Below are 22884 nucleotides of genomic sequence, written 5' to 3'. Positions count from 1 at the left end.
CCCCCACACACCCGCACCCGCCAACGAACCGTCACCCCACAGACGAGTAGGCCACCACTCCCCGCAGCAACAACTCAACCGCCTTACGCGCGTTCTTGGCCACGGTCGAGGACGCCTCCCCACCGGAAACTGGCGCCGCAGCCGAGATCTGCCCCAACACATCAATCACCTGCTTGCACCACCGAACAAAGTCCCCGGCCGGCATCTCCACCTCCCGAAGGACCTCGTCCAACCCCTTCCCACTGGCCCACATATACGCGGCCCAGGCAAACCCGAGATCCGGCTCCCGCTGCCCGACCCCCTCGGTCTGAGTGATCCGGAAGTCCTCCTCAAGGGCGTCAAGACGCCCCCAGATCCGCACCATCTCACCCAGCGCGGCCTTGGCCTTGCCGGAGGGCACCTTCGGCGTCGCCGCATCGTCACTGACCCGCGCCTCGAACACCAACGCCGAGACGCACGCGGCGAGTTCGGCAGGGGCGAGCCCCTCCCAGACACCCTCCCGCAGACACTCACTGGCCAGCAGATCGAGCTCGCCGTACAGCCGGGCCAGCCGCTTGCCGTGCTCGGTGACCTCGTCGCCGCGCAGATAGTCCAGCTCGGTCAGCAGCGCGACGATCCGGTCGAAGGTGCGGGCGATCGTGTTGGTCCGCCCCTCGATCCGCCGCTCCAGCTGCGTGGTGTCCCGCTGGAGCCGGTGGTACCGCTCGGCCCAACGGGCGTGGTCCTCACGGTCGGTGCAGCCATGACAGGGGTGCGCCCGGATCGCCGTACGCAACTGCGCGATCTCCCGGTCGTCGGCGGCCTGCGACCGCTGCTTGCGGGCGCGCTCCGGCGGAATGTGCCCGGCCTTGGTGCGCAGTGCGGAGGCCAGGTCCCGACGGGACTGCGGGGAACGGGCGTTGAAGGTCTTCGGGATCCGCATCCGGTCCAACGCCTCGACGGGCACCGGGAAGTCCATCGACGCGAGCCGCTTGACCTGCCGTTCGGCCGTGAGGACGAGCGGACGCGGCCCGTCGTGCTGCTCGAAGCCGCGATGGCCGTTGGACCGCCCGGCGGGCAGTCCCGGGTCCAGTACCAGTGCCAGACCGGCGTACTTGCCGGTCGGGACGTGGATGATGTCTCCCGGCTTGAGCTTCTCCAGGGCGACGGCGGACTCGGCGCGCCGTAGCGCCACGCCCTGCCGGGCCAGCTCGGTCTCGCGGTCCTTGAGCTCGCGGCGCAGCCGCATGTAGTCGTCGAAGTCGCCCAGGTGGCAGGTCATGGAGTCCTTGTAGCCCTCCAGGCCCTCCTCGTTGCGCTGCACCTGCCGCGAGATCCCGACGACGGACTTGTCCGCCTGGAACTGCGCGAAGGAGGTCTCCAGCAGCTCGCGCGACCGGTGCCGCCCGAACTGGTCGACGAGGTTGACCGCCATGTTGTACGACGGCTTGAAGCTGGAGCGCAGCGGATACGTGCGCGTGCCGGCCAGTCCCGCGAGGTGCTCGGGGCTGATCCCGCGCTGCCACAGCACGACGGCGTGGCCCTCGACGTCGATACCGCGACGACCGGCCCGACCGGTCAACTGGGTGTACTCACCGGGGGTGATGTCGGCGTGCTGCTCGCCGTTCCACTTGACGAGCTTCTCCAACACCACCGAGCGCGCGGGCATGTTGATGCCGAGCGCCAGGGTCTCCGTGGCGAACACGGCCTTCACGAGGCCGCGCAGGAACAGCTCCTCGACGACCTCCTTGAACGTCGGCAGCATGCCCGCGTGGTGGGCCGCGATACCGCGCTCCAGGCCTTCCAGCCACTCGTAGTACCCGAGGACATGCAGGTCCTCGGACGGGATCGACGCCGTCCGCTCCTCGACGAGAGCGCGCACCCTCTCCCGCGCGTCGTCGTCGTTGAGCCGCAGCCCGGCGTACAGACACTGCTGTACGGCGGCCTCGCAGGCGGCACGGCTGAAGATGAACGTGATGGCGGGCAGCAGGTCCTCGGCGTCCAGCCGCTCGATGACCTCGGGGCGGCCCGGTGTCCACACCCGCGAGCGCTGCCGTCGGTCGCGCTCCCGGTCGGCCTCGCGCATGGCCCGGCCGCGTCTGCGGTCCTGGTAGGACGGGCGCTGGGCCTCCATGCGCGCCAGGCGCGTGAGGTCGGGGTTGACGGCCTTCTTGTTGCCCTCGCCCTCCTCGAAAAGGTCGTACATCCGCCGCCCGGCGAGCACGTGCTGGAACAGCGGGACCGGCCGGTGCTCGGAGACGATCACCTCGGTGTGGCCGCGGACGGTGTCGAGCCAGTCGCCGAACTCCTCCGCGTTCGACACCGTCGCCGACAGCGAGACCAGGGTCACCGACTCGGGGAGGTGGATGATCACCTCTTCCCATACGGCACCGCGGAAGCGGTCGGAGAGGTAGTGCACCTCGTCCATGACCACATGGCCGAGGCCGAGGAGGGTCTGTGAACCGGCGTACAGCATGTTCCGCAGGACCTCGGTGGTCATGACGACCACCGGTGCCTCGGAGTTGACGCTGTTGTCGCCGGTGAGCAGGCCGACCTTGTCCGCGCCGTAACGGCGGCACAGGTCGGCGTACTTCTGGTTCGACAGTGCCTTGATGGGGGTCGTGTAGAAGCACTTCTTGCCCTGCTGGAGGGCGAGGTGGACGGCGAACTCGCCGACGATCGTCTTGCCGGAGCCGGTGGGCGCCGCGACCAGGACGCCCTTCCCCGCTTCGAGCGCCTGGCAGGCCTCGATCTGGAAGGGGTCGAGACCGAAGTCGTACATCTCGCGGAAGTCCGCGAGCGCGGTGGCCTGCTCGGCTGCCCGCAGGCGGGCTGCCGCGTACCGCTCGGCCGGGGAGAGGTCCTCTGTCATCGTGCTTTCGAGCGTACCGGGCGCCACTGACAACAGGACGATCATTATCCGTTCCCATGGGCCCCGCACATGCGGAGACCGGCCGCCCGCACTGCGGGAACGGCCGGTCTCGGCGGAGATCGGGAGGGGATCAGGTCACGTCGTCATACCCGTTGACCCGGTCCGATCCTGTTCCGCCGGTCTGCTCGGGCAGGGCTGCCCGGTTGGCCGAGACGGCTTCGACCTCGCCGATGTCGTCGGGGGTGAGGTCCAGGTCGGAGGCCTCGTCGTCGTCCGGTCCCTCCGCCTCGCGGCGGCGCTTGCGCCGGTCGTTGAGCAGGGAGAACAGGACCGCGCCGAAGTACAGCACCCAGATCGGCCCGGCCAGCGCCAGCATGGTCAGCGGGTCGGTGCTGGGGGTGGCGACGGCCGCGAAGACCGTGATGCCGAGGATCATGCCCCGCCACCAGCCGAGCATCCGCGTGCCCGTCAGCGCACCCGTGAGGTTGAGCATGATCAGCAGCAGCGGCAGCTCGAAGGAGAGGCCGAAGACGAGCACCATGCGCGTCACCAGGTCGAGCAGGTCGTCCAGCGGCAGCAGGTTGTTGACGTCCTTGGGCGTGAAGCCGATCAGGACCTGCGCCGTGGTGGGCAGCACCTTGTAGGCGAAGTAGGCGCCGCCGAGGAACAGCGGGACGCCGGTGCCGACGAAGGAGAGCGCGTACTTCTTCTCGTTCTTGTGCAGGCCCGGGGCGACGAAGCCCCACAGCTGGTACAGCCAGACCGGGGAGGCCAGTACGACGCCGGCCATCAGGGACACCTTCAACGCCAGCGTGAACGGCGTCAGCAGACCGTTTATCGTGATCTGCGCGCACGGCTGGGACTTGTCGGCCGCCTTCGACAGCTGCTCGAAGTTCTGGGTGCAACCGACGGAGTGCAGCACCGGCTTGGTGATGATGTTGACGATGTCGTTGTAGAAGAAGGCGGCCACGCAGGTCACCACGATGATGGCGAGCATCGCCTTCGCGAGCCGGTTGCGCAGCTCACGCAGATGGTCCGCGAGGGGCATCCGCCCCTCGGGGTCCTTCTCCTTCTTGCGGGCAGACTTGGGCAACCCACGTCCTCATCTCGTGCGGCAGGCCGGGGGCGTCCCGGCCCTGCGTCAGCGCTTGGTCGTGTCCGACGGCTCGGTGACGGGGCGCGAGCTGGTCACGTCGCCGGGGGCCGCCTGGATGGTGCGCTGCGCGGGCTCGTCGGTGTTCGGCGGGCCGGCGGGGGTGCTGTTGCCCTCTTCCTTCATCGCCTTGGCCTCGCTCTTGAGGATGCGGGCGGACTTGCCGAGCGAGCGGGCCATGTCCGGAAGCTTCTTCGCGCCGAACAGGAGCACGATGACGACGAGGATGAGAATGATCTCGGGAGCTCCGAGCCTTCCGAACATAAGTCTTTACCTTCTCACCGAGGCGGCTGGGGTGGGGTGCTGTCCGATCGGTCGGACATCTGTCCGACCTTCGTGCTGCCAGCGATCGTAACGCTCAGGGGTAAACGTGAGGCAATCCCCGTGCGTACTCCCGGTCCGCGCTCCGGGCCTCGTTATCCGGACCGCGATCAGCAGCGTACCCGCCTCCACCGACAACGTGACAGGGCAAAGTGACGCGAAGCGCATCAGGCGCGCAACTCACACCTCGCGCACACGTGACTCACAGTGCGTCGACGGAACGGGCCGTCGCCACGGCCGCCCGCTCCAGGTCCTCTGCCGCCCTGTTGATGCGCCGGGCGGCGTCCGTGACCTGGCGTCCGAGTCGCTGCGCCTCCAGGAAGACCCGGACGGCGAGCACGCCGAGCACGGCGAGACCCAGGAAACCCACAGCTACCGCGACCATCGCCCAGAACATGGGGCCGAGCCTAGACCCTGCTAGACGACGGATGTCAGCCGCAGGGTCCTGACCCCGCCGCCGGTGAGCAGCTCGACGATCCGCTCGCCCGCGGGCTTGCGGACCGCGGCGCCGCAGTCGGGGCAGGTGAAGGAGTAGAAGGTGGTGCGGCTGGTGGCGCCGATGGCGAGACGCAGGGCGCTCGCCGCCAGTTCGAAGTTGCCCCGGCAGTCCGGGCAGCCCGCTCTGAACATCACGGGGACCACGCTCTTCATCCCGGCGAACGCCGCGGCCACCGTCATCTCCGGACCACCGGGGACACCCGACATCGTCGACTCGCTCACAGCCCCTGCTCCTGCCTCTCGTCAACACCGTGCACTGCGTCAACAACACCCTGCGGTCCGTCGTACGCCGCCAGTGCCTCCCGGGCCGCCCGGCGGGCGCTGTCGGCGAGGTCGCCCGGCGAGACGATCCGGCCGTCGCGCCCGAGCCGCAGGGCCAGGCGTCGCAGGGACGTCGGGTCGGGGGTGCGCAAGGTAATACGCAGCCCGCCGTCGGGAAGCTCATCGGCACTGTCGTGCGGGTAGTACTCCGCCACCCAGCGCCCGCCCGGTCCGACCTCCACGACGACCTCCGGATCCTCGGCGGCGGGCTGCACCAGCGCCTCCGACAGGTCCCGCAGCTCGATCTCGGGCGGTGCGGACGGCTCGTCGAGGATCTTGATCTCGGCGACCCGGTCGAGCCGGAAGGTGCGGCGCGCCTCGGAGCGCCGGCACCAGGCCTCCACGTACGTGTGCCCGACGCTGACCAGGCGGATGGGGTCGATCTCGCGCTCGCTCAGCTCGTCGCGCGCGGGTGAGTAGTAGCGGATCCACAGGCGCCGGCGCTCGGAGATCGCCCGGTCGACGTCGGCGAAGACACCGCCCTCGGACTCGAAGGTCACCGAAAGGCGTGCGCTGGCACCGGCCGCCTCACCGGCCGCCGCCTCCAGCTTGGCGTTGGCCCGCAGCAGGGCCTGCCGGTCGCTCTCGCGCAGGCCCGGCAGCGTCGATACGGCACGGGCGGCGACCAGGAGCGCGGTCGCCTCGTCGGCGGCCAGCCGGAGCGGCTCGGCGACGTCGTCCGGGTTGTGCCACCAGATACGGTCGCCGTCGGTGTCGATGTCGAGCAGGTCGCCGCCGCGGAAGCTGGTCCCGCACATGGGCAGGATGTCGAGGTCGGAGACCAGCTCGTCCTCGGTGATCCCGAAGGCACGGGCCACGTCCTCGATACGGGCTCCGGGGCGCTCCTTCAGATAGGTCACCAGGGAGAGCATCCGCCGGGTCTGGTCGATGGCGTTGACGGGCCTGACCGGTTTGCCTGCCACAGTTCTCTTCCGCTCCCCCTCAGCCCTTGGCCACGGCACGCAGCCGGTCCACCACGTCGGCCCGCAGCTCGGCGGGCTCCAGGACGACGACATCGGGCCCGAACTCCACCAGCCAGGCGTCCAGTCCGTGGCCGTACGGAATCTCCAACTCGTCCCAGCCGTCCCCGAGTTCCCGAACCGCCGCGGCTTTCGCCCGCAGGGGGTATCCGGAGCCCGTGCGCAGCCGGATCAGCGCGGAGCGGTCGGCGGTCTCCCCCGCCCAGCTCGCGACGGTCTCGCGCACGGTCACGACATCGGGGATGTCCGCGGTGAACCGGCCGTTGCGCGACCGCACTCTGCCGGTGATCCGGGAGAGCCGGAAGACCCGCTCGGCCCCGCGGTCCCGGTCCCAGCCGGCCAGGTACCAGTGGCCGCGCCAGCACTCAAGAGCCCACGGCTCGACGCTCCGGGTCTCGGGCCGGGCGGCGGTGGCCTTGCGGTACTCGAACACGACGGGCCGCCGGTCGCGGCAGGCCAGCATCAGCGGTTCGAACGACGCCTCGTGCACCGGAATGCGCGGCTCCAGGGCGCCGTGCGGCTCGTACGGGTCGAGGTCCTCGGGCATTCCGGCCGCGCGCAGCTTCTGCAGGGCGCCGCTGGCGGCGCCGGCGAGGCGGGCCTGTTGCCACACCTTGGCGGCGAGACCGAGCGCGGCGGCCTCCTCGGCGTCGAGCGTGATGGGCGGGAGGCGGTTGCTGTCGCGGCGGGCGAGATAGCCGACCTCGCCGTCCAGGTTCTCCACCGTCTCGATGACGAGCCCGAGTTCGCGCAGATCGTCCTTGTCGCGCTCGAACATCCGGTTGAAGGAGTCGTCGGACCCGGCTTCCAGGTAGGCCTCGATGGATTCCCGCAGCTCACGCTTGCTGAGCGGCCGCCGCGTCCCGAGCAGACACAGCGCGAGGTTCATCAGCCGCTCGGCCTTGGCAATGGCCATCGACGCCCTTCGCCTTCCTCTGTACTTACGAACGATGACCGTACCGCCCCACGAGGGCCCGGCAAAAGCCGAGGGCCCATGCCCGAGCAGGCATGGGCCCCAGGTGATCGGGTCCGGTCGGATCCGGTGATCAGACGGCGACGAGGTCGACCACGAAAATCAGGGTCTCGCCCGGCTTGATCGCCGGGGTCGGGCTCTGGTTGCCGTAGGCGAGGTGCGCCGGGATGGTCAGCTGGCGACGGCCGCCGACCTTCATGCCCTGCACGCCCTGGTCCCAGCCCTTGATGACACGGCCGCCACCGAGCGGGAACTTGAACGGGGTGCCGCGGTTCCAGCTGGCGTCGAACTCCTCGCCGGTGCTGAAGGCCACGCCCACGTAGTGGACGGTGACGTTCTGGCCCGACTTCGCGACCTCGCCCTCACCCTCCCAAAGGTCCTTGATCTCCAGGTCGGCCGGGGGTGCGCCCTCCGGGAAGTCGATCTCGGGCTTCTCGATGCTCACGTCTCTAGCTCCTGCTTGTGTACGACAAGGCAACTCGGACAGTCTCGCATCCCGGCAGGAGTGGTGCGCCGGGACGCCCTTCGGCCGCGGGGACTACATCGCCGCCAGGATGTCGACCGAGAACACCAGGGTCTCGCCCTTCTTGATGGTGCCGCCGGTCGGCGGGGTGTCGCCGTAGGCCAGGTCCGGGGGCGCGACGATCATGACGCGGCTGCCGACCTTCTTGCCGGTGACACCCTGGGCCAGGCCCTTGACGACCGACTCCATCTGCGAGATCGCGAACTGGCTCAACCGGCCCTGGGAGTACGTCGATTCGAACTCCTTGCCGGTGCTCCAGACCACGCCCTTGAACTGGCACAGGATCGTCTGGGACGCCTTGACGGCGGCGCCGTCGCCCTCTAGGACGTAGGTCGACACGAGCTTCTTCGGCGGGTCCGCCTTCGGGACGGTGACCGAGGGTGCCTTGCCGTCGGTGTTCGTGCCGACCTTGGGCAGCGCGGCGTCGGACTGCGCGACGGTCGTGCCCTTGGCTGAGCTCTTGGTGTTGAAGGAGTCCTGTACGTCGATCACGAAGACGAGCGTGTCGGTGCCCTTGATGCCCGCCTGGCTGTTGCCCGTCGTGCCGTACCCCCAGGTCGGCGGGATGGCCATCTCGACGCGGCTGCCGACCTTCCGGCCCGCGAGGCCGTAGCGCCAGCCGTCGATGATGCTGCCCTGGGCGAGCTGGATGACCAACGGGGTCTTGCGGTCGTAGGAGTTGTCGAAGACCTTGGCCGACGACCAGATCTGGCCCAGGTAGTTGACCTTGACGAAGTCGCCTTCCGCTACGGCCTTGCCGCTGCCCGCGATGACCGTCTTCACGGCGAGGTCCTTCGACGGATCACCGGTGCCCTTGGCGACGGTCGGCTTCTCGTCGAACTTCGTGCCCGCGGTGATCGCCGGCACCGGACCGTCCACGACCTTCGGCGGCGGGGCGGTCGTGGCGGAGGCGGACGGCGAGGGCGACGGCGACGCGCTGGCCTTGCTTGAGGAGGAATCGCTGTCACCGCACCCCGCGAGCGTCACGAGTCCTGCGGGAACAGCGATGAGAAGGGAGCGTCGGCGCACGGTGAAGGCCTCGTATCGGTCGATCTTGTTGATGGCGTGCGCGCAACTCTACGGCGTGGCACGGGCCCCGTACGTGAAACGTACGGGGCCCGTGTGGCGTACCGAATATGTATCCGGACGTCGGTATCCGGACGCTTTCGCCTACATTCCGGCGATCAGTTTCTCCACCCGGTCGTCCACGGAACGGAACGGGTCCTTGCACAACACGGTGCGCTGCGCCTGGTCGTTGAGCTTGAGATGGACCCAGTCGACGGTGAAGTCCCGCCGCTGTTCCTGAGCCCTGCGGATGAAGTCGCCGCGCAGCCGGGCCCGAGTGGTCTGCGGCGGAACGGACTTGCCCTCGAAGATCTTCAAGTCGTTGCAGATCCGGGCGGCTTGGCCCTTCCTCTCCAGGAGGTAGTAGAGCCCTCGGCGACGGTGGATGTCGTGGTAGGCGAGGTCGATCTGCGCGACCCGCGGGTGGGACATCGTCATGTTGTGCTTGGCCCGGTACCGCTCGATCAGCTGGTACTTCATGACCCAGTCGATCTCGGTGCCGATCCGGTCGAGGTCCTCGGCCTCGATCGCGTCGAGGGTGCGGCCCCACAGTTCGAGGACCTGCTCGACGGTGCCGGTGCGGATGCCGCGGCGGTCGACGAAGTCCACGGCCTTCTCGTAGTACTCGCGCTGCACCTCGATCGCGGAGGCCTCGCGTCCACTGGCCAGACGCACCTTGCGCCGGCCCGTGATGTCGTGGCTGACCTCGCGGATCGCCCGGATCGGGTTCTCCAGGGTCAGGTCGCGCATCACCGTGCCCGCCTCGATCATGCGCAGCACCAGGTCGGTGGCACCGACCTTGAGCAGCATGGTCGTCTCGGACATGTTCGAGTCGCCCACGATGACGTGGAGCCGGCGGTAGCGCTCGGCGTCCGCGTGCGGTTCGTCACGGGTGTTGATGATGGGCCGGGAACGCGTCGTCGCCGAGGAGACGCCCTCCCAGATGTGTTCGGCGCGCTGGCTGACGCAGTACACGGCGCCGCGCGGGGTCTGCAGAACCTTGCCCGCGCCGCACAGAAGCTGACGCGTGACCAGGAAGGGGATGAGGATGTCCGCGAGCCGGGAGAACTCGCCGTGCCGTGCCACCAGGTAGTTCTCGTGGCAGCCGTACGAGTTGCCCGCCGAGTCGGTGTTGTTCTTGAAGAGGTAGACGTCGCCCGCGATTCCCTCCTCGTGCAGGCGTCGTTCGGCGTCCACCAGGAGTCCTTCGAGAATGCGCTCGCCGGCTTTGTCGTGGGTGACCAGTTCGGTCACGTTGTCACATTCGGGGGTCGCGTATTCCGGATGTGAGCCCACGTCGAGATAGAGCCGGGCGCCGTTTCGCAGAAAGACATTGCTGCTGCGGCCCCATGACACGACACGGCGGAAGAGGTACCGAGCCACTTCGTCGGGAGACAGACGCCGCTGTCCCCTGAACGTACACGTGACGCCGTACTCGTTCTCCAGCCCGAAAATGCGGCGGTCCATGACTGAACATTACGCCCGATCCCCTGTGCTGAAACGGGGTTCGACGGCACGGTTTGGATCATTTTCCGATGAAGCCGCAACGACCGCACCCCCGGCGGGAGCTGCGAGGACCCGCCCGGTGGCCAGCAGGACCAGCAGCGACACACCCCCCGCGACGCCCGGCACGGCGAACCCCCACAGGGCCCCACCGGCCTGTACGACCGGGCCCGCGACGCCCGTTCCGACCGACGCGCCCACGGTGAACGTCGTCACGAGCCACGAGAAGGCCTCGGTGACCGTGCCCTTGGGCGCGTGCCGGTCGACGATGATGAAGGCGCAGGCGAGGGCGGGCGCGAGGAACACCCCGGCGAGCACGGTGAGCAGCACCATGGCGACCGCGCCCGGCATGAGCGTCAGCGGCACGTAACACACCGCCAGCAGCCCCACCAGGACCCGCAGTCGGCGCTCGGGCACGCCGCTCCACTGCCGCGCCCCGTAGACGGCGCCGCCGAGCAGCGCACCCAGCCCGATCGCGGCCATCATCCAGCCGTACACCACGTCACCGCCGTGGTCGTCCGCGTACGGCACGGACGCGACCGTGATGGACCCCATCGCGATCCCGACGAACAGGAACGCGCCCAGCAACGCGAGCAGTCCGGGCGAGCGCAGGGCGCCCAGCCAGTGCGCCTCGCGCGGAGCCGACCGCCACGCGCGCGAGGGGGGCGACACGACTACGGAGAGGGCGCCCAGCACTCCTATGACGTTGAGCACGAGCAGCGCCACCGGGGCGGACCACAGCGACACGAACACCGTCACGAGCAACGGCCCCACGGTGAACATGACTTCCTGGGCCACCGCGTCCATGGCGTACGCGGTGTGCACCTGGTCCTCCCGGCGCAGCACGGCCGGCCACAGCGCCCGCAGACCGCCCTCCAGGGGTGGCGCGAAGAGACCGGCGGCGGCCACGGCGACGTAGGCGAGGGGCAGCGGATCGGTGCCGCCGAGGGCGAAGACGGCCATCGCGAGCGCCGACAGGACCGCGGCGGGCAGCTGCACACGCGGCTGTCCGTGGACGTCCACCAGCCGCCCGAGGAGGGGCTGTCCGACGGCGTTGGAGACGCCGTAGACGGCCGCCAGCGCCCCGGCGAGGCTGTAGGTGCCGCCCTCGGCGCGGATGAACAGCACGATCGCGATCGCGGCGGTGGCGTTCGGCAGCCGGCCGACCAGCGTGCCCACCAGCAGCCGGGTGGCGTGCCTCGCCCTGAGGATCTCCAGATATCCCACGGCCGTCTCCCGCCCTCCCCCTCACCGTCACGCATGAGGTTTTACGTATAACGTCTCCTGTCATACGTACCATGTGCGCTGTTCGCGCGTCCATACGGAGTCCCCCGCGGTCCTCCACGAAGTCCCTACGAAGGAGCAGGTCGACGGTGGCAGCAGGCAGCACCCGCCCCACGAGCCGCGACGTCGCGCAGGCGGCCGGGGTCTCCCAGGCCGCGGTCTCGCTGGTGCTGGGCGACAAGTGGCGCGGCCGGGTCTCGGAGACGACCGCCGAACGCGTCCGTGAGGCCGCACGCGACCTGGGCTACCGCCCCAACCTCGCCGCCCGCAACCTCCGCCTGGGCCGCACCCGTACCGTCCTGCTCGTGGTGCCCGCCCTGACGACGGAGTTCTTCGCCGGCGTCTACACCGGGGCCGCCCGGGTCGCCGCCGAACACGGCTTCGGCGTGGTCCTCTACCCCTCGCCCGAGGGCATCGGCCCCGCCCGGGACCCCTTCGCCTCCGCACAGGCCGCCCTGGACGGCGTGATCGCCTCCTCCATGGCCGCCGACGCCCTCACCGCGATCCGCGGCGACCAACTCCCCCTGGTCATGCTCGACAGCGACCCCAAGGGCAGCCTCGGCGCGGCCACCGTCAACCTGGACATCGCCGACGGCGTCCGCCAGGTCGCCGACCACCTGCTGGCCCTGGGCCACCGCCGCTTCCTGCACCTCGCCGCCGACGTACCCTCCTGGACCTTCGAGGTACGCGCGCGTGAACTCGCCGCACGGGTGGGCGCGGTCGACGGCACGACGGTCCGTACGACCCGGGCCCCCATCTCGATCGAGGGCGCCCTGGCCGCCGCCGAGGCCGCGCTCTCCGTCCCCGGCCCCCGGCCCACCGCCCTGGTCTGCGACGACGACAAACTCGCCGCCGGCGCCTACAAGGCCGCCCGCCGTCTGGGCCTGCGCATCCCCGAGGACGTGTCGATCACCGGCCTGGACGACCTCGCCCTGGCCACCGCCATCGACCCGGAACTGACCACGGTCCGCCTGAACGCCGAGCTCTTCGGGGAGCACGGCATGCGCGCCCTCCTGGCCGTCCTGGACGGCCGCGTACCGGAGGAGGGGGACATCCCCGTCGAACTGGTCGTACGAGGGTCCACAGCGCCACCGAGCGCCTCCTGAAGCGCCTGCTACGACGTGTGCCCCGGCCGGTTACCGGCCGGGGCACACAACAGACCTGATCGAGGCCGACTCACTTCTCGTCGTCGGGGTCGTCACCGTCGGACGAGGTGTCCGCGGCCTCGCCCTCCAGCAGGCGGGAGAGCTGACGGCCGACGATGCGCTTGAACTTGCGGGCCTGCGGGCGCGTACGGTCCAGGACCGCGACCTCCAGGCGCTCGGCGGGGATCTCCCGCTCCGTGCCGTTCGTGTCACGGGACAGGGACTGCACCGCCAGCTTGAGCGCCTCCGCCAGGGTCATCCCGTCGCGGTGCCGCTGGTCCAGATAGGTGCTGATCGTCTCGGCGTTGCCACCGACCGCGACCGAGCCGTGCTCGTCCACGATCGAACCGTCGTGCGGCAGCCGGTAGATCTGATCGCCGTCCGGCGTGTCCCCGACCTCCGCGACGACCAGCTCCACTTCGTACGGCTTCTCGGCCGCGCTGGAGAAGATCGTGCCGAGCGTCTGGGCGTAGACGTTGGCGAGACCGCGGGCGGTCACGTCCGCACGGTCGTAGGTGTAACCGCGCATGTCGGCGTACCTGACGCCGCCGATCCGCAGGTTCTCGTACTCGTTGTACTTTCCGGCGGCCGCGAACCCGATCCGGTCGTAGATCTCGCTGAACTTGTGCAGCGCACGGGACGGGTTCTCGCCGACGAAGACGATGCCGTCGGCGAACTGCAGTACGACCAGGCTGCGGCCACGGGCGATGCCCTTGCGGGCGTACTCCGCCCGGTCGGCCATCGCCTGCTGGGGTGAGACATAGAACGGCGTCGACACCGGTATCCGTCCCTCTCTTTAAAGTTCCGTCGAAGTCAGTGGATCACCTTGAATGAGAACGGGTCCCGGGTCAGAGCAGCGCGGCGCGCGGGCCGTCGGGCTGCTGCAGTCGCCGCTCCAGGATCGAGCGGGCGATCTCGGAGGACTCGTCGTCGGTGAGCCGGCGGAAGCCGTCCTCGGTGATCACGGTGACGATCGGGTAGATCCGGCGGGCGACGTCGGGACCACCGGTCGCCGAGTCGTCGTCAGCCGCGTCGTAGAGGGCCTGGACCACGAGGGTCGTGGCCTCGCTCTCGGTCAGCTGGTCGTGGAAGAGCTTCTTCATGGCGCCCCGCGCGAACACCGAACCGGATCCGGTGGCCGCGTAGCCGAGCTCCTGGGAACGGCCGCCCGTCACGTCGTAGGAGAAGATGCGGCCGATGCCGCGGTCCACGTCGAAACCGGCGAAGAGGGGGACCACGGCGAGGCCCTGCATGGCCATGCCGAGGTTGGAACGGATCATCGTGGACAGTCGGTTCGCCTTGCCCTCCAGGGAGAGTTGGGCGCCTTCGACCTTCTCGAAGTGCTCCAGCTCCAGCTGGAAGAGCTTGACCATCTCCACGGCGAGTCCGGCGGTGCCGGCGATGCCGACGGCCGAGTACTCGTCGGCGGGGAACACCTTCTCGATGTCCCGCTGCGCGATGACATTGCCCATGGTGGCCCGCCGGTCACCGGCGAGCACCACGCCACCGGGGAACGTGACAGCGACGATCGTCGTGCCGTGCGGGGCCTCGATGACGCCCTGGGTGGGCGGCAGTTGCCGGTTGCCCGGGAGCATCCCCGGCTGGTGGTCGGCGAGGAAGTCCATGAAGGACGACGACCCAGGCGTCAGGAAGGCAGCTGGTAGACGCCCGGTGCTACGAGTGTTGGCTTCCACGAGGATCCTTCCAAGTAGGCGGCAGCCCGACGAACAGCGTCGGGATCATCTCCCAACTTGCCGATGGCCGAATTGCAGTTGAAGCACAGTACGCAACGGACCCTACCCGTCTCGTGGCAGTGATCCACATGAACGGCGGAGGGATTCCCACCCTGCTCCGAGCGCGGCCGGCTCTCCCCGAATCGCACGCGATTCGTGCGCCCGGATGCGAAGACTGCGTGCGGCGTGGTCTCGCCGCACCGCACGCAGCACTTCATCTTCGACTCGCCTGCCACCACGCCACCCCGTTCACCTTCGAATCGAAGGACAGAGCAGCCTACTGGCCGCCCTTCTGAACGAAGGAGCGCACGAAGTCCTCGGCGTTCTCTTCGAGGACGTCGTCGATCTCGTCCAGAACCGAGTCGACATCGTCGCTCAGCTTCTCGTGGCGCTCCTTGAGGTCGTCGGTCGCCTGCGCTTCCTCGGCCTGTTCCTCGACCTCCTCCGTGGAGCGCGTCGCCTTCTGCTGTCCGCCGCCGGTGTCCTTGGTCGCCATAACCCTCACCCCGCTCGGTTCGACGTTCTTGATCAGACCCTACAAGCAGGGTCCGACATCGGCCCCGCAGTTCCTACAACGTACGGCGGCCACCTCGATGATTCCCGGCCACCGGACATTCCACCCTGTCCGGCACCGGGTATCCGAGGGTCCTGTCAGCCGCCCGACAGGACCCTGACCAGGTCTTCCGCCGTACGGCAGCGGTCAAGGAGCTCCTTGACGTGATTACGCGTTCCGCGAAGCGGTTCCAGGGTTGGGACCCGCTGGAGCGAGTCCCGGCCCGGGAGGTCGAAGATCACGGAGTCCCAGGAGGCCGCCGCGACGTCGTCGGCGTACTGCTCCAGGCAGCGTCCGCGGAAGTACGCGCGCGTGTCCTCCGGCGGCGTCGTACGCGCCCGCTCGACCGTGTCCTCGTCCAGCAGCCGCTTGATGCGGCCGCGGGCCACCAGGCGGTTGTAGAGGCCCTTCTCGGCCCGCACGTCCGCGTACTGGAGGTCGACCAGGTGCAGCCGGGCCGCGTCCCAGTCGAGGCCGTCGCGGCGCCGGTAGCCCTCCATGAGCTCCCGTTTGGCGACCCAGTCCAGTTCGCCGGCCAGGCTCATCGGGTCGTTCTCCAGCCGGTTGAGCGTGTCCTCCCAGCGGGCCAGGACGTCCTTGGTCTGATCGTCCGCGTCGGAGCCGTAGCGCTCCTCGACGTACTTGCGGGACAGCTCGTAGTACTCCATCTGCAGCTGGACCGCGGTGAGGGTCCGGCCGCTGCGGAGAGTGACCAGGCGCTTGAGGGTCGGGTCGTGGGAGACCTGGTGGAGGGTGCGGACGGGTTGGTCCACGGCCAGGTCCACCGCGATGAAGCCGTCCTCGATCATGGAGAGGACCAGGGCTGTCGTGCCCAGTTTGAGGTAGGTCGAGATCTCGGAGAGGTTCGCGTCGCCGATGATCACGTGCAGGCGGCGGTACTTCTCGGCGTCCGCGTGCGGTTCGTCGCGGGTGTTGATGATCGGGCGCTTGAGGGTGGTCTCCAGGCCGACCTCGACCTCGAAGTAGTCGGCGCGCTGGCTGAGCTGGAAGCCGTGCTCGTGCCCGTCCTGGCCGATGCCGACGCGGCCCGCTCCGGTGACGACCTGACGGGAGACGAAGAACGGCGTCAGATGGCGCACGATGTCCGAGAAGGGGGTCTCCCGCTTCATCAGGTAGTTCTCGTGCGTGCCGTAGGAGGCGCCCTTGTTGTCGGTGTTGTTCTTGTAGAGGTGGATCGGCTGGGCGCCCGGGAGTTGGGCCGCACGCTCCGCGGCCTCCGCCATGATGCGCTCGCCGGCCTTGTCCCACAGGACGGCGTCCATGGGGTTGGTGACCTCGGGGGAGCTGTACTCCGGGTGCGCGTGGTCGACGTAGAGCCGTGCGCCGTTGGTGAGGATGACATTGGCGAGGCCGATGTCCTCGTCGGTGAGCTGGCTGGAGTCGGCGGCCTCCCGGGCGAGGTCGAAGCCTCGCGCGTCCCGCAGCGGATTCTCCTCCTCGAAGTCCCAGCGGGCCCGCCGGGCCCGGTGCATCGCCGCCGCGTAGGCGTTGACGATCTGGGACGAGGTGAGCATGGCATTGGCGTTGGGGTGGCCGGGGACGGAGATCCCGTACTCCGTCTCGATGCCCATTACTCGCCGTACGGTCATGCGGCCCTCCTTGCCCGGCGGCGCCCTCGGTCGGGGGCACCGCTCAAGTACCGCTGGCGCTCCGGTGCGTGTGCGGTGCCCGTCCCCGCACTGCGCGACTCGGCGGTACCGAAGAGCCTAGAACGGCTTTGCGCTGGTGGGGAGATCATTTGCGTCATTGCCTCGCGCGCCCCTAGTAGCGGTCATGGCCTGAAAAGCAGTCGGCTGCGGGTACCCGCCGTGGGCACCCGCAGCCGCCCTGTTTTTTACAGGTACTGACCGGTGTTCGCCACCGTGTCGATGGAGCGTCCGGTGTCGGCACCCTGCTTTCCGGTGATGAGCGTACGGATGTAGACGATCCGTTCGCCCTTCTTTCCGGAGATCCGGGCCCAGTCGTCGGGGTTGGTGGTGTTGGGCAGGTCCTCGTTCTCCTTGAACTCGTCCACGCACGCCTGGAGGAGGTGCGAGACGCGGATGCCCTTCTGCTTGTGGTCGAGGAAGTCCTTGATGGCCATCTTCTTGGCCCGGCCCACGATGTTCTCGATCATGGCGCCGGAGTTGAAGTCCTTGAAGTAGAGGACTTCCTTGTCACCGTTGGCGTAGGTGACCTCCAGGAAGCGGTTCTCCTCGGATTCCGTGTACATGTGTTCCACGGCCGTCTGGATCATGCTCTGGACGGTGGTGGTCTTGTCGCCGCCGTGCTCGCCGACGTCGTCGGGGTGGAGCGGGAGGCGCTCGGTGAGGTACTTGCCGAAGATGTCCTTGGCGGCCTCGGCGTCGGGACGCTCGATCTTGATCTTCACGTCCAGGCGGCCGGGGCGCAGGATGGCGGGGTCGATCATGTCCTCGCGGTTCGAGGCGCCGATGACGACCACGTTCTGCAGGCCTTCCACGCCGTCGATCTCGGCGAGCAGCTGGGGGACGATGGTGTTCTCCACGTCCGAGCTGACACCGGATCCGCGGGTGCGGAAGAGGGATTCCATCTCGTCGAAGAAGACGATGACGGGTGTGCCCTCGCTGGCCTTCTCACGGGCACGCTGGAAGACGAGGCGGATCTGCCGCTCGGTCTCGCCGACGTACTTGTTCAGGAGCTCGGGGCCCTTGATGTTGAGGAAGAAGCTCTTGCCGGTGGCCTGTCCGGTGACCTCGGCGACCTTTTTGGCCAGCGAGTTGGCGACGGCCTTGGCGATGAGCGTCTTACCGCATCCGGGAGGCCCGTACAGCAGGACGCCCTTGGGCGGCCGCAGTTCGTGCTCCTTGAAGAGGTCGGGGTAGAGGTACGGCAGTTCGACCGCGTCGCGGATCATCTCGATCTGGCCGCCCAGACCGCCGATCTGCTCGTAGCCGATGTCGGGTACCTCTTCGAGGACGAGTTCCTCGACCTCGCTCTTCGGGACGATCTCGTAGACGTAGCCGGATCGGGGTTCGAGCAGCAGGGCGTCGCCGGGGCGGATGGTGATGTCCAGCAGCGGCTCGGCGAGCCGCACCACCCGCTCCTCGTCGGTGTGCCCCACCACGAGGGCGCGTTCGCCGTCCTCCAGGATCTCCTTGAGGGTGACGATGTCGCCGACGCGCTCGTACTCCATGGCCTCGACCACGTTGAGCGCTTCGTTGAGCATTACTTCCTGGCCGCGGCGGAGCTCTTCGAGATCCACGCTTGGGCTGACGTTCACCCGCAGTTTGCGACCGCCGGTGAAGATGTCCGCGGTGCCGTCCTCGTTGGCCACGAGGAAGACACCGAAGCCGGCCGGCGGCTGTGCGAGCCGGTCGACTTCTTCCTTGAGGGCCACGATCTGGTCGCGGGCCTCACGGAGCGTGTTGGCGAGTCGCTCGTTCTGGGCGGAAACCCCGGCCAGATTGGTCTGCAGCTCGACGATCCGCTCTTCGAGAATCCTCGTGTGTCGCGGAGAGTCGGCGAGCTTACGTCGCAGGACGGCGATCTCCTGCTCAAGGTAGGCAATCTGCCCGGACGGGTCGTCGGACCCTCGTCCCGGGCGGATGCCGCGGTTCATGTCGTCGTCGTGGGCTGCCACGGTCCTCACCTCCTCCAAGGGGAGCTGGACGCTTCCAGACCCTACCTGGGTGGGTGTCGATTGAAACCCCTAGATCACAAAGACTGTCAAGGTGTGTCGTCGGTCACCCTGCGCTCTCCCTCACGCCGTGTGGATACCCACTCAACGTGATTCAGAAGCGGACTGTTCCAAGGCCGGGTTGGTCAAAACCCTTCACGACGGACGTGAGTTGCCGTGCGGGCGGGTTCGACGCCCGGCGGAAACCGGCCAATGTGCCCCTGACTGAGAGTGTCCATGCGGACAGTGTCCGTCATCGGGCGCCGGGAAACCTGAGATCGCGGAGAAAGGTCGTCCGGGCGGCCGGAGGTAGGGTCGAGGTGTTCAACACCCGGCGGAATCAGGAGACATCACCGTGCAGGACGAGGCCGCGGCCGACGGCGAGGCGCTGGAGGTCTGGATCGACCAGGATCTCTGTACCGGCGACGGCATCTGCGCCCAGTACGCCCCCGAGGTCTTCGAGCTGGACATCGACGGTCTGGCCTATGTGAAGAGCCCGGACGACGAGCTGCTCCAGGACAAGGGCGCCACCACGCTCGTACCGCTGCCGTTGCTGGTCGATGTCGTGGACTCCGCGAAGGAGTGTCCGGGCGACTGCATTCATGTGCGCCGGGTCGCAGACCGGGTCGAGGTGTACGGACCGGACGCGGCCTGAGGCTGGCTGTTCGTCAGATGCTCTGGGTGTTGCCCGGCGTGGAGCGGACGAACTCGCCGTCCTTCCACTGCCACTTGGCGGTCTCCTTGACGTCGGGGCAGCAACTGGGCACGTCCTCGGTGGAGTAGCCGAGGAGCGTGGCGAGTACGGCTCCGTCGCGTACGGCGAAGTCGGTGACCGTCTCCCGGGTCTTCGGGGCGACCAGGGTGGCGACCACGCGCGGCTTGTCGGCATTGGCCGCCTGGGTGAGGACGTAGACGCCGTCGGGCGGGGTGCCCATGCCGGCGTCGCAGTGGACCACGGCGACCGTCTCGGGCCTGCCGTCGCCGTCGAGGTCCCCGGTGGCCTTCTTCTGCACGATGGCCTTCAGGGTGCCGCACTGGATGGGGAAGTCGACGCCCGTGGTCGCGGGTGCGGAGGCGGCGGGCGCGGACTTCGCCTGGGGGCCGGAGGCCTGGGCGGCGCGCGCGGAGTCGGGCTGCAGGACCGAGGAGAGTGCCACGACGCCGGCGAGTGCCGTGGCGGTGGCGACCCAGTGGATGGGCCGGGTGTTCATGTGTGCCAGTTCCAGTTCCGGGACGGCGGAGTGCTGCACTAGGAGTGTCTCCTGTGAGGGCTGTGCCGGTGGGGGTGGCCTGCATGGTGCCACACGGCACAGTGCGGGGGAACGGCGGGGTCGGCAGTTCGTTCGCAGGGTCGCACAGTCGCTTGGCCGCGCGGGAATCCGACGGTGGCGGTATGTCAGAAGAAAGACGCCGTGGCCGGGTTCCGGAGGTCTTCCGGGAACTCGGCCACGGCGTTCGTGCGTTGAGTGCGGCACAGGGCCGCCATGGAGCGGGATCAGCGGCCGGCGGCGCCGCCTTCGGCGTTCGGGCCGGTGTAGTCGTCGCCGTAGGCGCCCTTGGCGGGGCGGCGGCGGCGCGTGGGGGGCTCGACGCCGTCTGCGAGACGGCGGGCGGTGAGGAGGAAGCCGGTGTGGCCGATCATCCGGTGGTCGGGGCGGACGGCCAGGCCCTCGACGTGCCAGTTGCGGAGCATCGTCTCCCAGGCGGTCGGCTCATTGAAGGAACCGATCTCGCGGATGGACTCGACGGTCCGCGCGAGCTGGGTGGTGGTCGCGACGTAGCAGCACAGGATGCCGCCGGGGACGAGCGCCTTGGAGACGGCCTCCAGGCACTCCCAGGGGGCGAGCATGTCGAGGATGACGCGGTCAACGTCGGTGTCGGACAGGTTGTCCTGGAGGTCGCCGACGGTGAGCTGCCAGGCGGGGTGCGGTTCGCCGAAGTAGCGCTCCACGTTCTGCCGGGCGATCTCGGCGAAGTCCTCGCGGCGCTCGTAGGAGTGCAGCATGCCCTGGTCGCCGATGGCGCGGAGCAGGAAGCTGCTGAGCGAGCCGGAGCCGACGCCCGCTTCCACGACGCGGGCGCCGGGGAAGATGTCCGCGAAGGACAGGATCTGCCCCGCGTCCTTGGGGTAGACCACGGCGGCGCCGCGGGGCATGGACAGGACGTAGTCGGGGAGCAGGGGGCGCAGCGCGAGGTAGGCGACGTTTCCGGTGGTGCGGACAACGCTGCCCTCGGGTGCGCCGATCAGCTCGTCGTGCGGGAAGGAACCCTTGTGGGTGTGGAAGTTCTTCCCCGCTTCGAGCGTGAACGTGTAGTGGCGGCCCTTGGGGTCGGTCAGCTGAACCTGGTCCCCGACCTTGAAGGGCCCGCGCCTGCGGGCGGCACCGGTCGGTTCGGACATGTGACCAGCCTACCGGCGTTTGCGGGGTCCGCCGACCACGCGCGCGTGCCTCAGTTGGGGCGTGCCATGGCCTTCACGAACGCCCGCTCCACGTCCGCGGCGGACAGGACGCCGTAGATCTCGCCGGTCTCCTCGACGACGAGGTACTCGGTGGCGGGGGTGGCCCGGAGGGCGTCGAGGAGGTCCTCGCCGGCCAGCTCCGCGGAGACGCGCATGCCGTCGGTGAGGTCCTGGGCGAGGCCGCTGACGGAGACCCAGGGGCGGCGGTGTTCGGGGACGTTGACGATGGCGGCCTCGCGGACGAGGGAGAGGGGCTGGCCGTCGGCGTCGACGACGACCAGGGCGCGGGCGCCGGCGGCGTTGGCCCGGCGCAGGGCCTCGGAGAGGGGGGTGCTGGTCTCGACGGGTACCGCGCGGCGGGTGAGGTTGCGGGCGCGGAGTTCCGGGAGGTGTTCGCGCAGCCGGGCCATGCGGAGGCTGTTGCCGGCGCCGGTCCAGATGATCGCGGCGAGGATCGCGGCCAGGAGGGCGTCCGTGACCGTGTCCATGCCGTTGATGTCCTCGGTGTTGGTACCGAGGGCGCCGGTCTGGGTGAGCAGCGGGAGGCCGATCAGGACGGAGACGGCGAGGGCGCGGCCGACCCAGGCGGCGGCGATGGTGCCGCTCATGGGCCTGCCGGTGATCTTCCAGACGACGGCGCGGAGCATCCGGCCGCCGTCGAGGGGCAGGCCGGGCAGGAGGTTGAAGGCGGCCACGATGAGGTTGGAGACCATCAGGCCGGCCAGCAGCACACCGGGCACGGTACCGGGTTCGACCGGCAGCATGGCCAGGTAGAAGATCCCGGAGAGGATCAGCGAGAGCAGCGGGCCGACGAAGGCCAGCACGAACTCCCTGCCGGGGGTCTCGGCCTCCTTCTCGATCTCGGAGACCCCGCCGAAGAACTGCAACTGGATACGGCGGACCGGGAGTTTGAAGCGGAGTGCGGCGACGGTGTGCGCGAGTTCGTGCACCAGCACGGAGGCGTAGAAGGCGACCGCGAAGAACAGGGACACGAGGTAGCGGGCGGCGCCGAGTTCGGGCAGGACGCGGTCGAGCTGGCCGCCGAACACCCAGGTGATGAGCGCGGCGACGAGGAACCAGCTGGGGGCCACGTAGACGGGCACGCCGAAGGGGCGGCCCATGAGGAGGCCGCCGCCGGGTTCTTTGGGGCGGTGCGGGGGGCGGCCCTTGGCGATGGCGGGGTCGGTGCGGGGGGTGGTGGCGTCGGTTCCGGTCCGGGCGCCGGGGTCGGTGTGCGCGTAGGGGTGGTGGGGGTGACTGGGGGCGCGGTCGGCGTCGTGGTCGCCGCCCGTGGGCGCACCGCCGGATTTCGGCTCACCGTTCAGGCGGGTGAGCGCCGGGGGGGCGGGTGCCGAGGGCGTCGGAGTGGGGTCGTGCGCGGTGCCGGTGTCCGTGCGGTCGTGCGGGGTGGGCGCGGAGGGCCTCGACGGCGTCTCCGGCTCCGCGTCGCCGTCCTCGGCGGACTTGACCGACTCGGCGGGCTCGGCGGGCTCAGCGGGCGATCCCGACTCCGTACGGTCGTCCGCGGCCGGCACCGACCTCGTGCCCGGCTCCGCGTCGCCGTCGCGCGTGGGGTGTTCGAGCGACGTGCTCGCCTCCTCGTGGGACTCGGGTACGACGCCGGCACCCTCGCGCTCCTCGGGCGACGTGCTCGTGTCCTTCCGGTCCTCGGGTGCCTGGGCGGATGTCCCGGGCCCCGGCCGGTCGGAGTCGGCGTGTTTCGGTTCGGGGGTGCCGGGGTCGGCGGCCGGGGTCGTGGCGCCCGTGGCGTGCTCGGTCGGCTCGTTGGTGCCGGACCGCGGCTGACCGCTCCCGCCGCTCTCGTCCACGGTGTCCCCTCGTTCGAAGCGTCCTCCGCGCCA

General features: G+C 69.3%; 21 protein-coding genes and 1 pseudogene. 2 read left to right on the top strand and 20 right to left on the bottom strand.

What is annotated here, in order from left to right; all coding sequences use genetic code 11:
- Window positions 1–31 precede the first annotated feature (31 nt).
- The 11 genes from ACIQBL_RS43810 to ACIQBL_RS43760 form a co-directional block, all read right to left on the bottom strand.
- The gene (locus ACIQBL_RS43810) at window positions 32–2896 is read right to left on the bottom strand and encodes a DEAD/DEAH box helicase (protein ID WP_401953431.1); all 2865 of its coding nucleotides are present in this window, start codon (window positions 2894–2896) and stop codon (window positions 32–34) included.
- An 85-nt stretch (window positions 2897–2981) separates the two neighbouring features.
- Window positions 2982–3944, bottom strand: coding sequence for a twin-arginine translocase subunit TatC (gene tatC, locus ACIQBL_RS43805; protein WP_401953429.1), 963 nt, complete (start codon window positions 3942–3944; stop codon window positions 2982–2984).
- A 48-nt stretch (window positions 3945–3992) separates the two neighbouring features.
- On the bottom strand, window positions 3993–4268 hold the full coding sequence (tatA, locus tag ACIQBL_RS43800) for a Sec-independent protein translocase subunit TatA (protein WP_401953426.1): 276 nt from the start codon (window positions 4266–4268) through the stop codon (window positions 3993–3995).
- 259 nt (window positions 4269–4527) lie between these two features.
- Window positions 4528–4722 carry a hypothetical protein gene (locus ACIQBL_RS43795; RefSeq protein ID WP_401953423.1) on the bottom strand — a complete coding sequence of 65 codons (195 nt, stop codon included), beginning with the start codon at window positions 4720–4722 and terminating at the stop codon, window positions 4528–4530.
- Between the two features lie 20 nt (window positions 4723–4742).
- Window positions 4743–5045 (bottom strand): hypothetical protein, encoded by a 303-nt coding sequence (locus ACIQBL_RS43790; protein ID WP_401953420.1) that lies wholly within the window; start codon window positions 5043–5045, stop codon window positions 4743–4745.
- The gene (locus ACIQBL_RS43785) at window positions 5042–6067 is read right to left on the bottom strand and encodes a helix-turn-helix transcriptional regulator (protein WP_401953418.1); all 1026 of its coding nucleotides are present in this window, start codon (window positions 6065–6067) and stop codon (window positions 5042–5044) included. Before ACIQBL_RS43785 ends, ACIQBL_RS43790 begins: the two co-directional genes overlap by 4 nt.
- Window positions 6068–6086: 19 nt before the next feature.
- Window positions 6087–7040: a helix-turn-helix transcriptional regulator gene (locus ACIQBL_RS43780; RefSeq protein WP_401953416.1), complete on the bottom strand. Its 954-nt coding sequence runs from the start codon at window positions 7038–7040 to the stop codon at window positions 6087–6089.
- A 130-nt stretch (window positions 7041–7170) separates the two neighbouring features.
- Window positions 7171–7542, bottom strand: coding sequence for an FKBP-type peptidyl-prolyl cis-trans isomerase (locus tag ACIQBL_RS43775; protein WP_200715030.1), 372 nt, complete (start codon window positions 7540–7542; stop codon window positions 7171–7173).
- A gap of 93 nt (window positions 7543–7635) precedes the next feature.
- Window positions 7636–8649, bottom strand: coding sequence for an FKBP-type peptidyl-prolyl cis-trans isomerase (locus tag ACIQBL_RS43770; RefSeq protein ID WP_401953413.1), 1014 nt, complete (start codon window positions 8647–8649; stop codon window positions 7636–7638).
- Window positions 8650–8790: 141 nt separating this feature from the next.
- Entirely contained in the window at window positions 8791–10152 is a 1362-nt protein-coding gene (pafA, locus tag ACIQBL_RS43765; protein ID WP_043681683.1) for a Pup--protein ligase, read from the bottom strand.
- A gap of 9 nt (window positions 10153–10161) precedes the next feature.
- On the bottom strand, window positions 10162–11415 hold the full coding sequence (locus ACIQBL_RS43760; protein WP_401953410.1) for an MFS transporter: 1254 nt from the start codon (window positions 11413–11415) through the stop codon (window positions 10162–10164).
- Window positions 11416–11561: 146 nt separating this feature from the next.
- On the opposite strand from ACIQBL_RS43760, the gene ACIQBL_RS43755 reads away from it, so the two are divergent.
- Window positions 11562–12578, top strand: a complete 1017-nt coding sequence (locus tag ACIQBL_RS43755; protein WP_401953408.1) for a LacI family DNA-binding transcriptional regulator — start codon at window positions 11562–11564, stop codon at window positions 12576–12578.
- A gap of 70 nt (window positions 12579–12648) precedes the next feature.
- Here the strand turns inward: ACIQBL_RS43755 and prcA are convergent, their stop codons facing one another.
- From prcA to arc, 6 genes and pseudogenes are all read right to left on the bottom strand, one after another.
- Window positions 12649–13395: a proteasome subunit alpha gene (gene prcA, locus ACIQBL_RS43750; protein WP_401953405.1), complete on the bottom strand. Its 747-nt coding sequence runs from the start codon at window positions 13393–13395 to the stop codon at window positions 12649–12651.
- Window positions 13396–13465: 70 nt separating this feature from the next.
- The gene (prcB, locus tag ACIQBL_RS43745) at window positions 13466–14311 is read right to left on the bottom strand and encodes a proteasome subunit beta (protein ID WP_401953402.1); all 846 of its coding nucleotides are present in this window, start codon (window positions 14309–14311) and stop codon (window positions 13466–13468) included.
- Window positions 14263–14448 (bottom strand): annotated as a pseudogene (locus tag ACIQBL_RS43740) (endonuclease domain-containing protein); the annotation flags it as partial. The gene prcB and the pseudogene ACIQBL_RS43740, both read right to left, overlap by 49 nt.
- A 179-nt stretch (window positions 14449–14627) precedes the next feature.
- Window positions 14628–14846, bottom strand: a complete 219-nt coding sequence (locus ACIQBL_RS43735; RefSeq protein ID WP_019066113.1) for a ubiquitin-like protein Pup — start codon at window positions 14844–14846, stop codon at window positions 14628–14630.
- Between the two features lie 155 nt (window positions 14847–15001).
- Entirely contained in the window at window positions 15002–16513 is a 1512-nt protein-coding gene (gene dop / locus ACIQBL_RS43730; protein ID WP_401953399.1) for a depupylase/deamidase Dop, read from the bottom strand.
- A 245-nt stretch (window positions 16514–16758) separates the two neighbouring features.
- The gene (arc, locus tag ACIQBL_RS43725) at window positions 16759–18525 is read right to left on the bottom strand and encodes a proteasome ATPase (RefSeq protein ID WP_401953397.1); all 1767 of its coding nucleotides are present in this window, start codon (window positions 18523–18525) and stop codon (window positions 16759–16761) included.
- A gap of 385 nt (window positions 18526–18910) precedes the next feature.
- On the opposite strand from arc, the gene ACIQBL_RS43720 reads away from it, so the two are divergent.
- Window positions 18911–19216 (top strand): ferredoxin, encoded by a 306-nt coding sequence (locus ACIQBL_RS43720; RefSeq protein ID WP_328686559.1) that lies wholly within the window; start codon window positions 18911–18913, stop codon window positions 19214–19216.
- Window positions 19217–19229: 13 nt separating this feature from the next.
- Here the strand turns inward: ACIQBL_RS43720 and ACIQBL_RS43715 are convergent, their stop codons facing one another.
- From ACIQBL_RS43715 to ACIQBL_RS43705, 3 genes are all read right to left on the bottom strand, one after another.
- Complete coding sequence (locus ACIQBL_RS43715) at window positions 19230–19811, bottom strand: hypothetical protein (protein WP_401953394.1); 582 nt, start codon at window positions 19809–19811, stop codon at window positions 19230–19232.
- 245 nt (window positions 19812–20056) lie between these two features.
- A complete protein-coding gene (locus ACIQBL_RS43710; RefSeq protein WP_401953392.1) occupies window positions 20057–20962 on the bottom strand; it encodes a tRNA (adenine-N1)-methyltransferase in 906 nt (301 codons plus the stop codon).
- 50 nt (window positions 20963–21012) lie between these two features.
- Window positions 21013–22851 (bottom strand): site-2 protease family protein, encoded by a 1839-nt coding sequence (locus tag ACIQBL_RS43705; protein ID WP_401953390.1) that lies wholly within the window; start codon window positions 22849–22851, stop codon window positions 21013–21015.
- Between the last annotated feature and the right edge of the window lie 33 nt (window positions 22852–22884).

It is taken from the genome of Streptomyces sp. NPDC088350 (assembly GCF_044753545.1).
Classification (GTDB): domain Bacteria; phylum Actinomycetota; class Actinomycetes; order Streptomycetales; family Streptomycetaceae; genus Streptomyces.
This window is presented reverse-complemented; position numbering and strand designations above follow the sequence as displayed.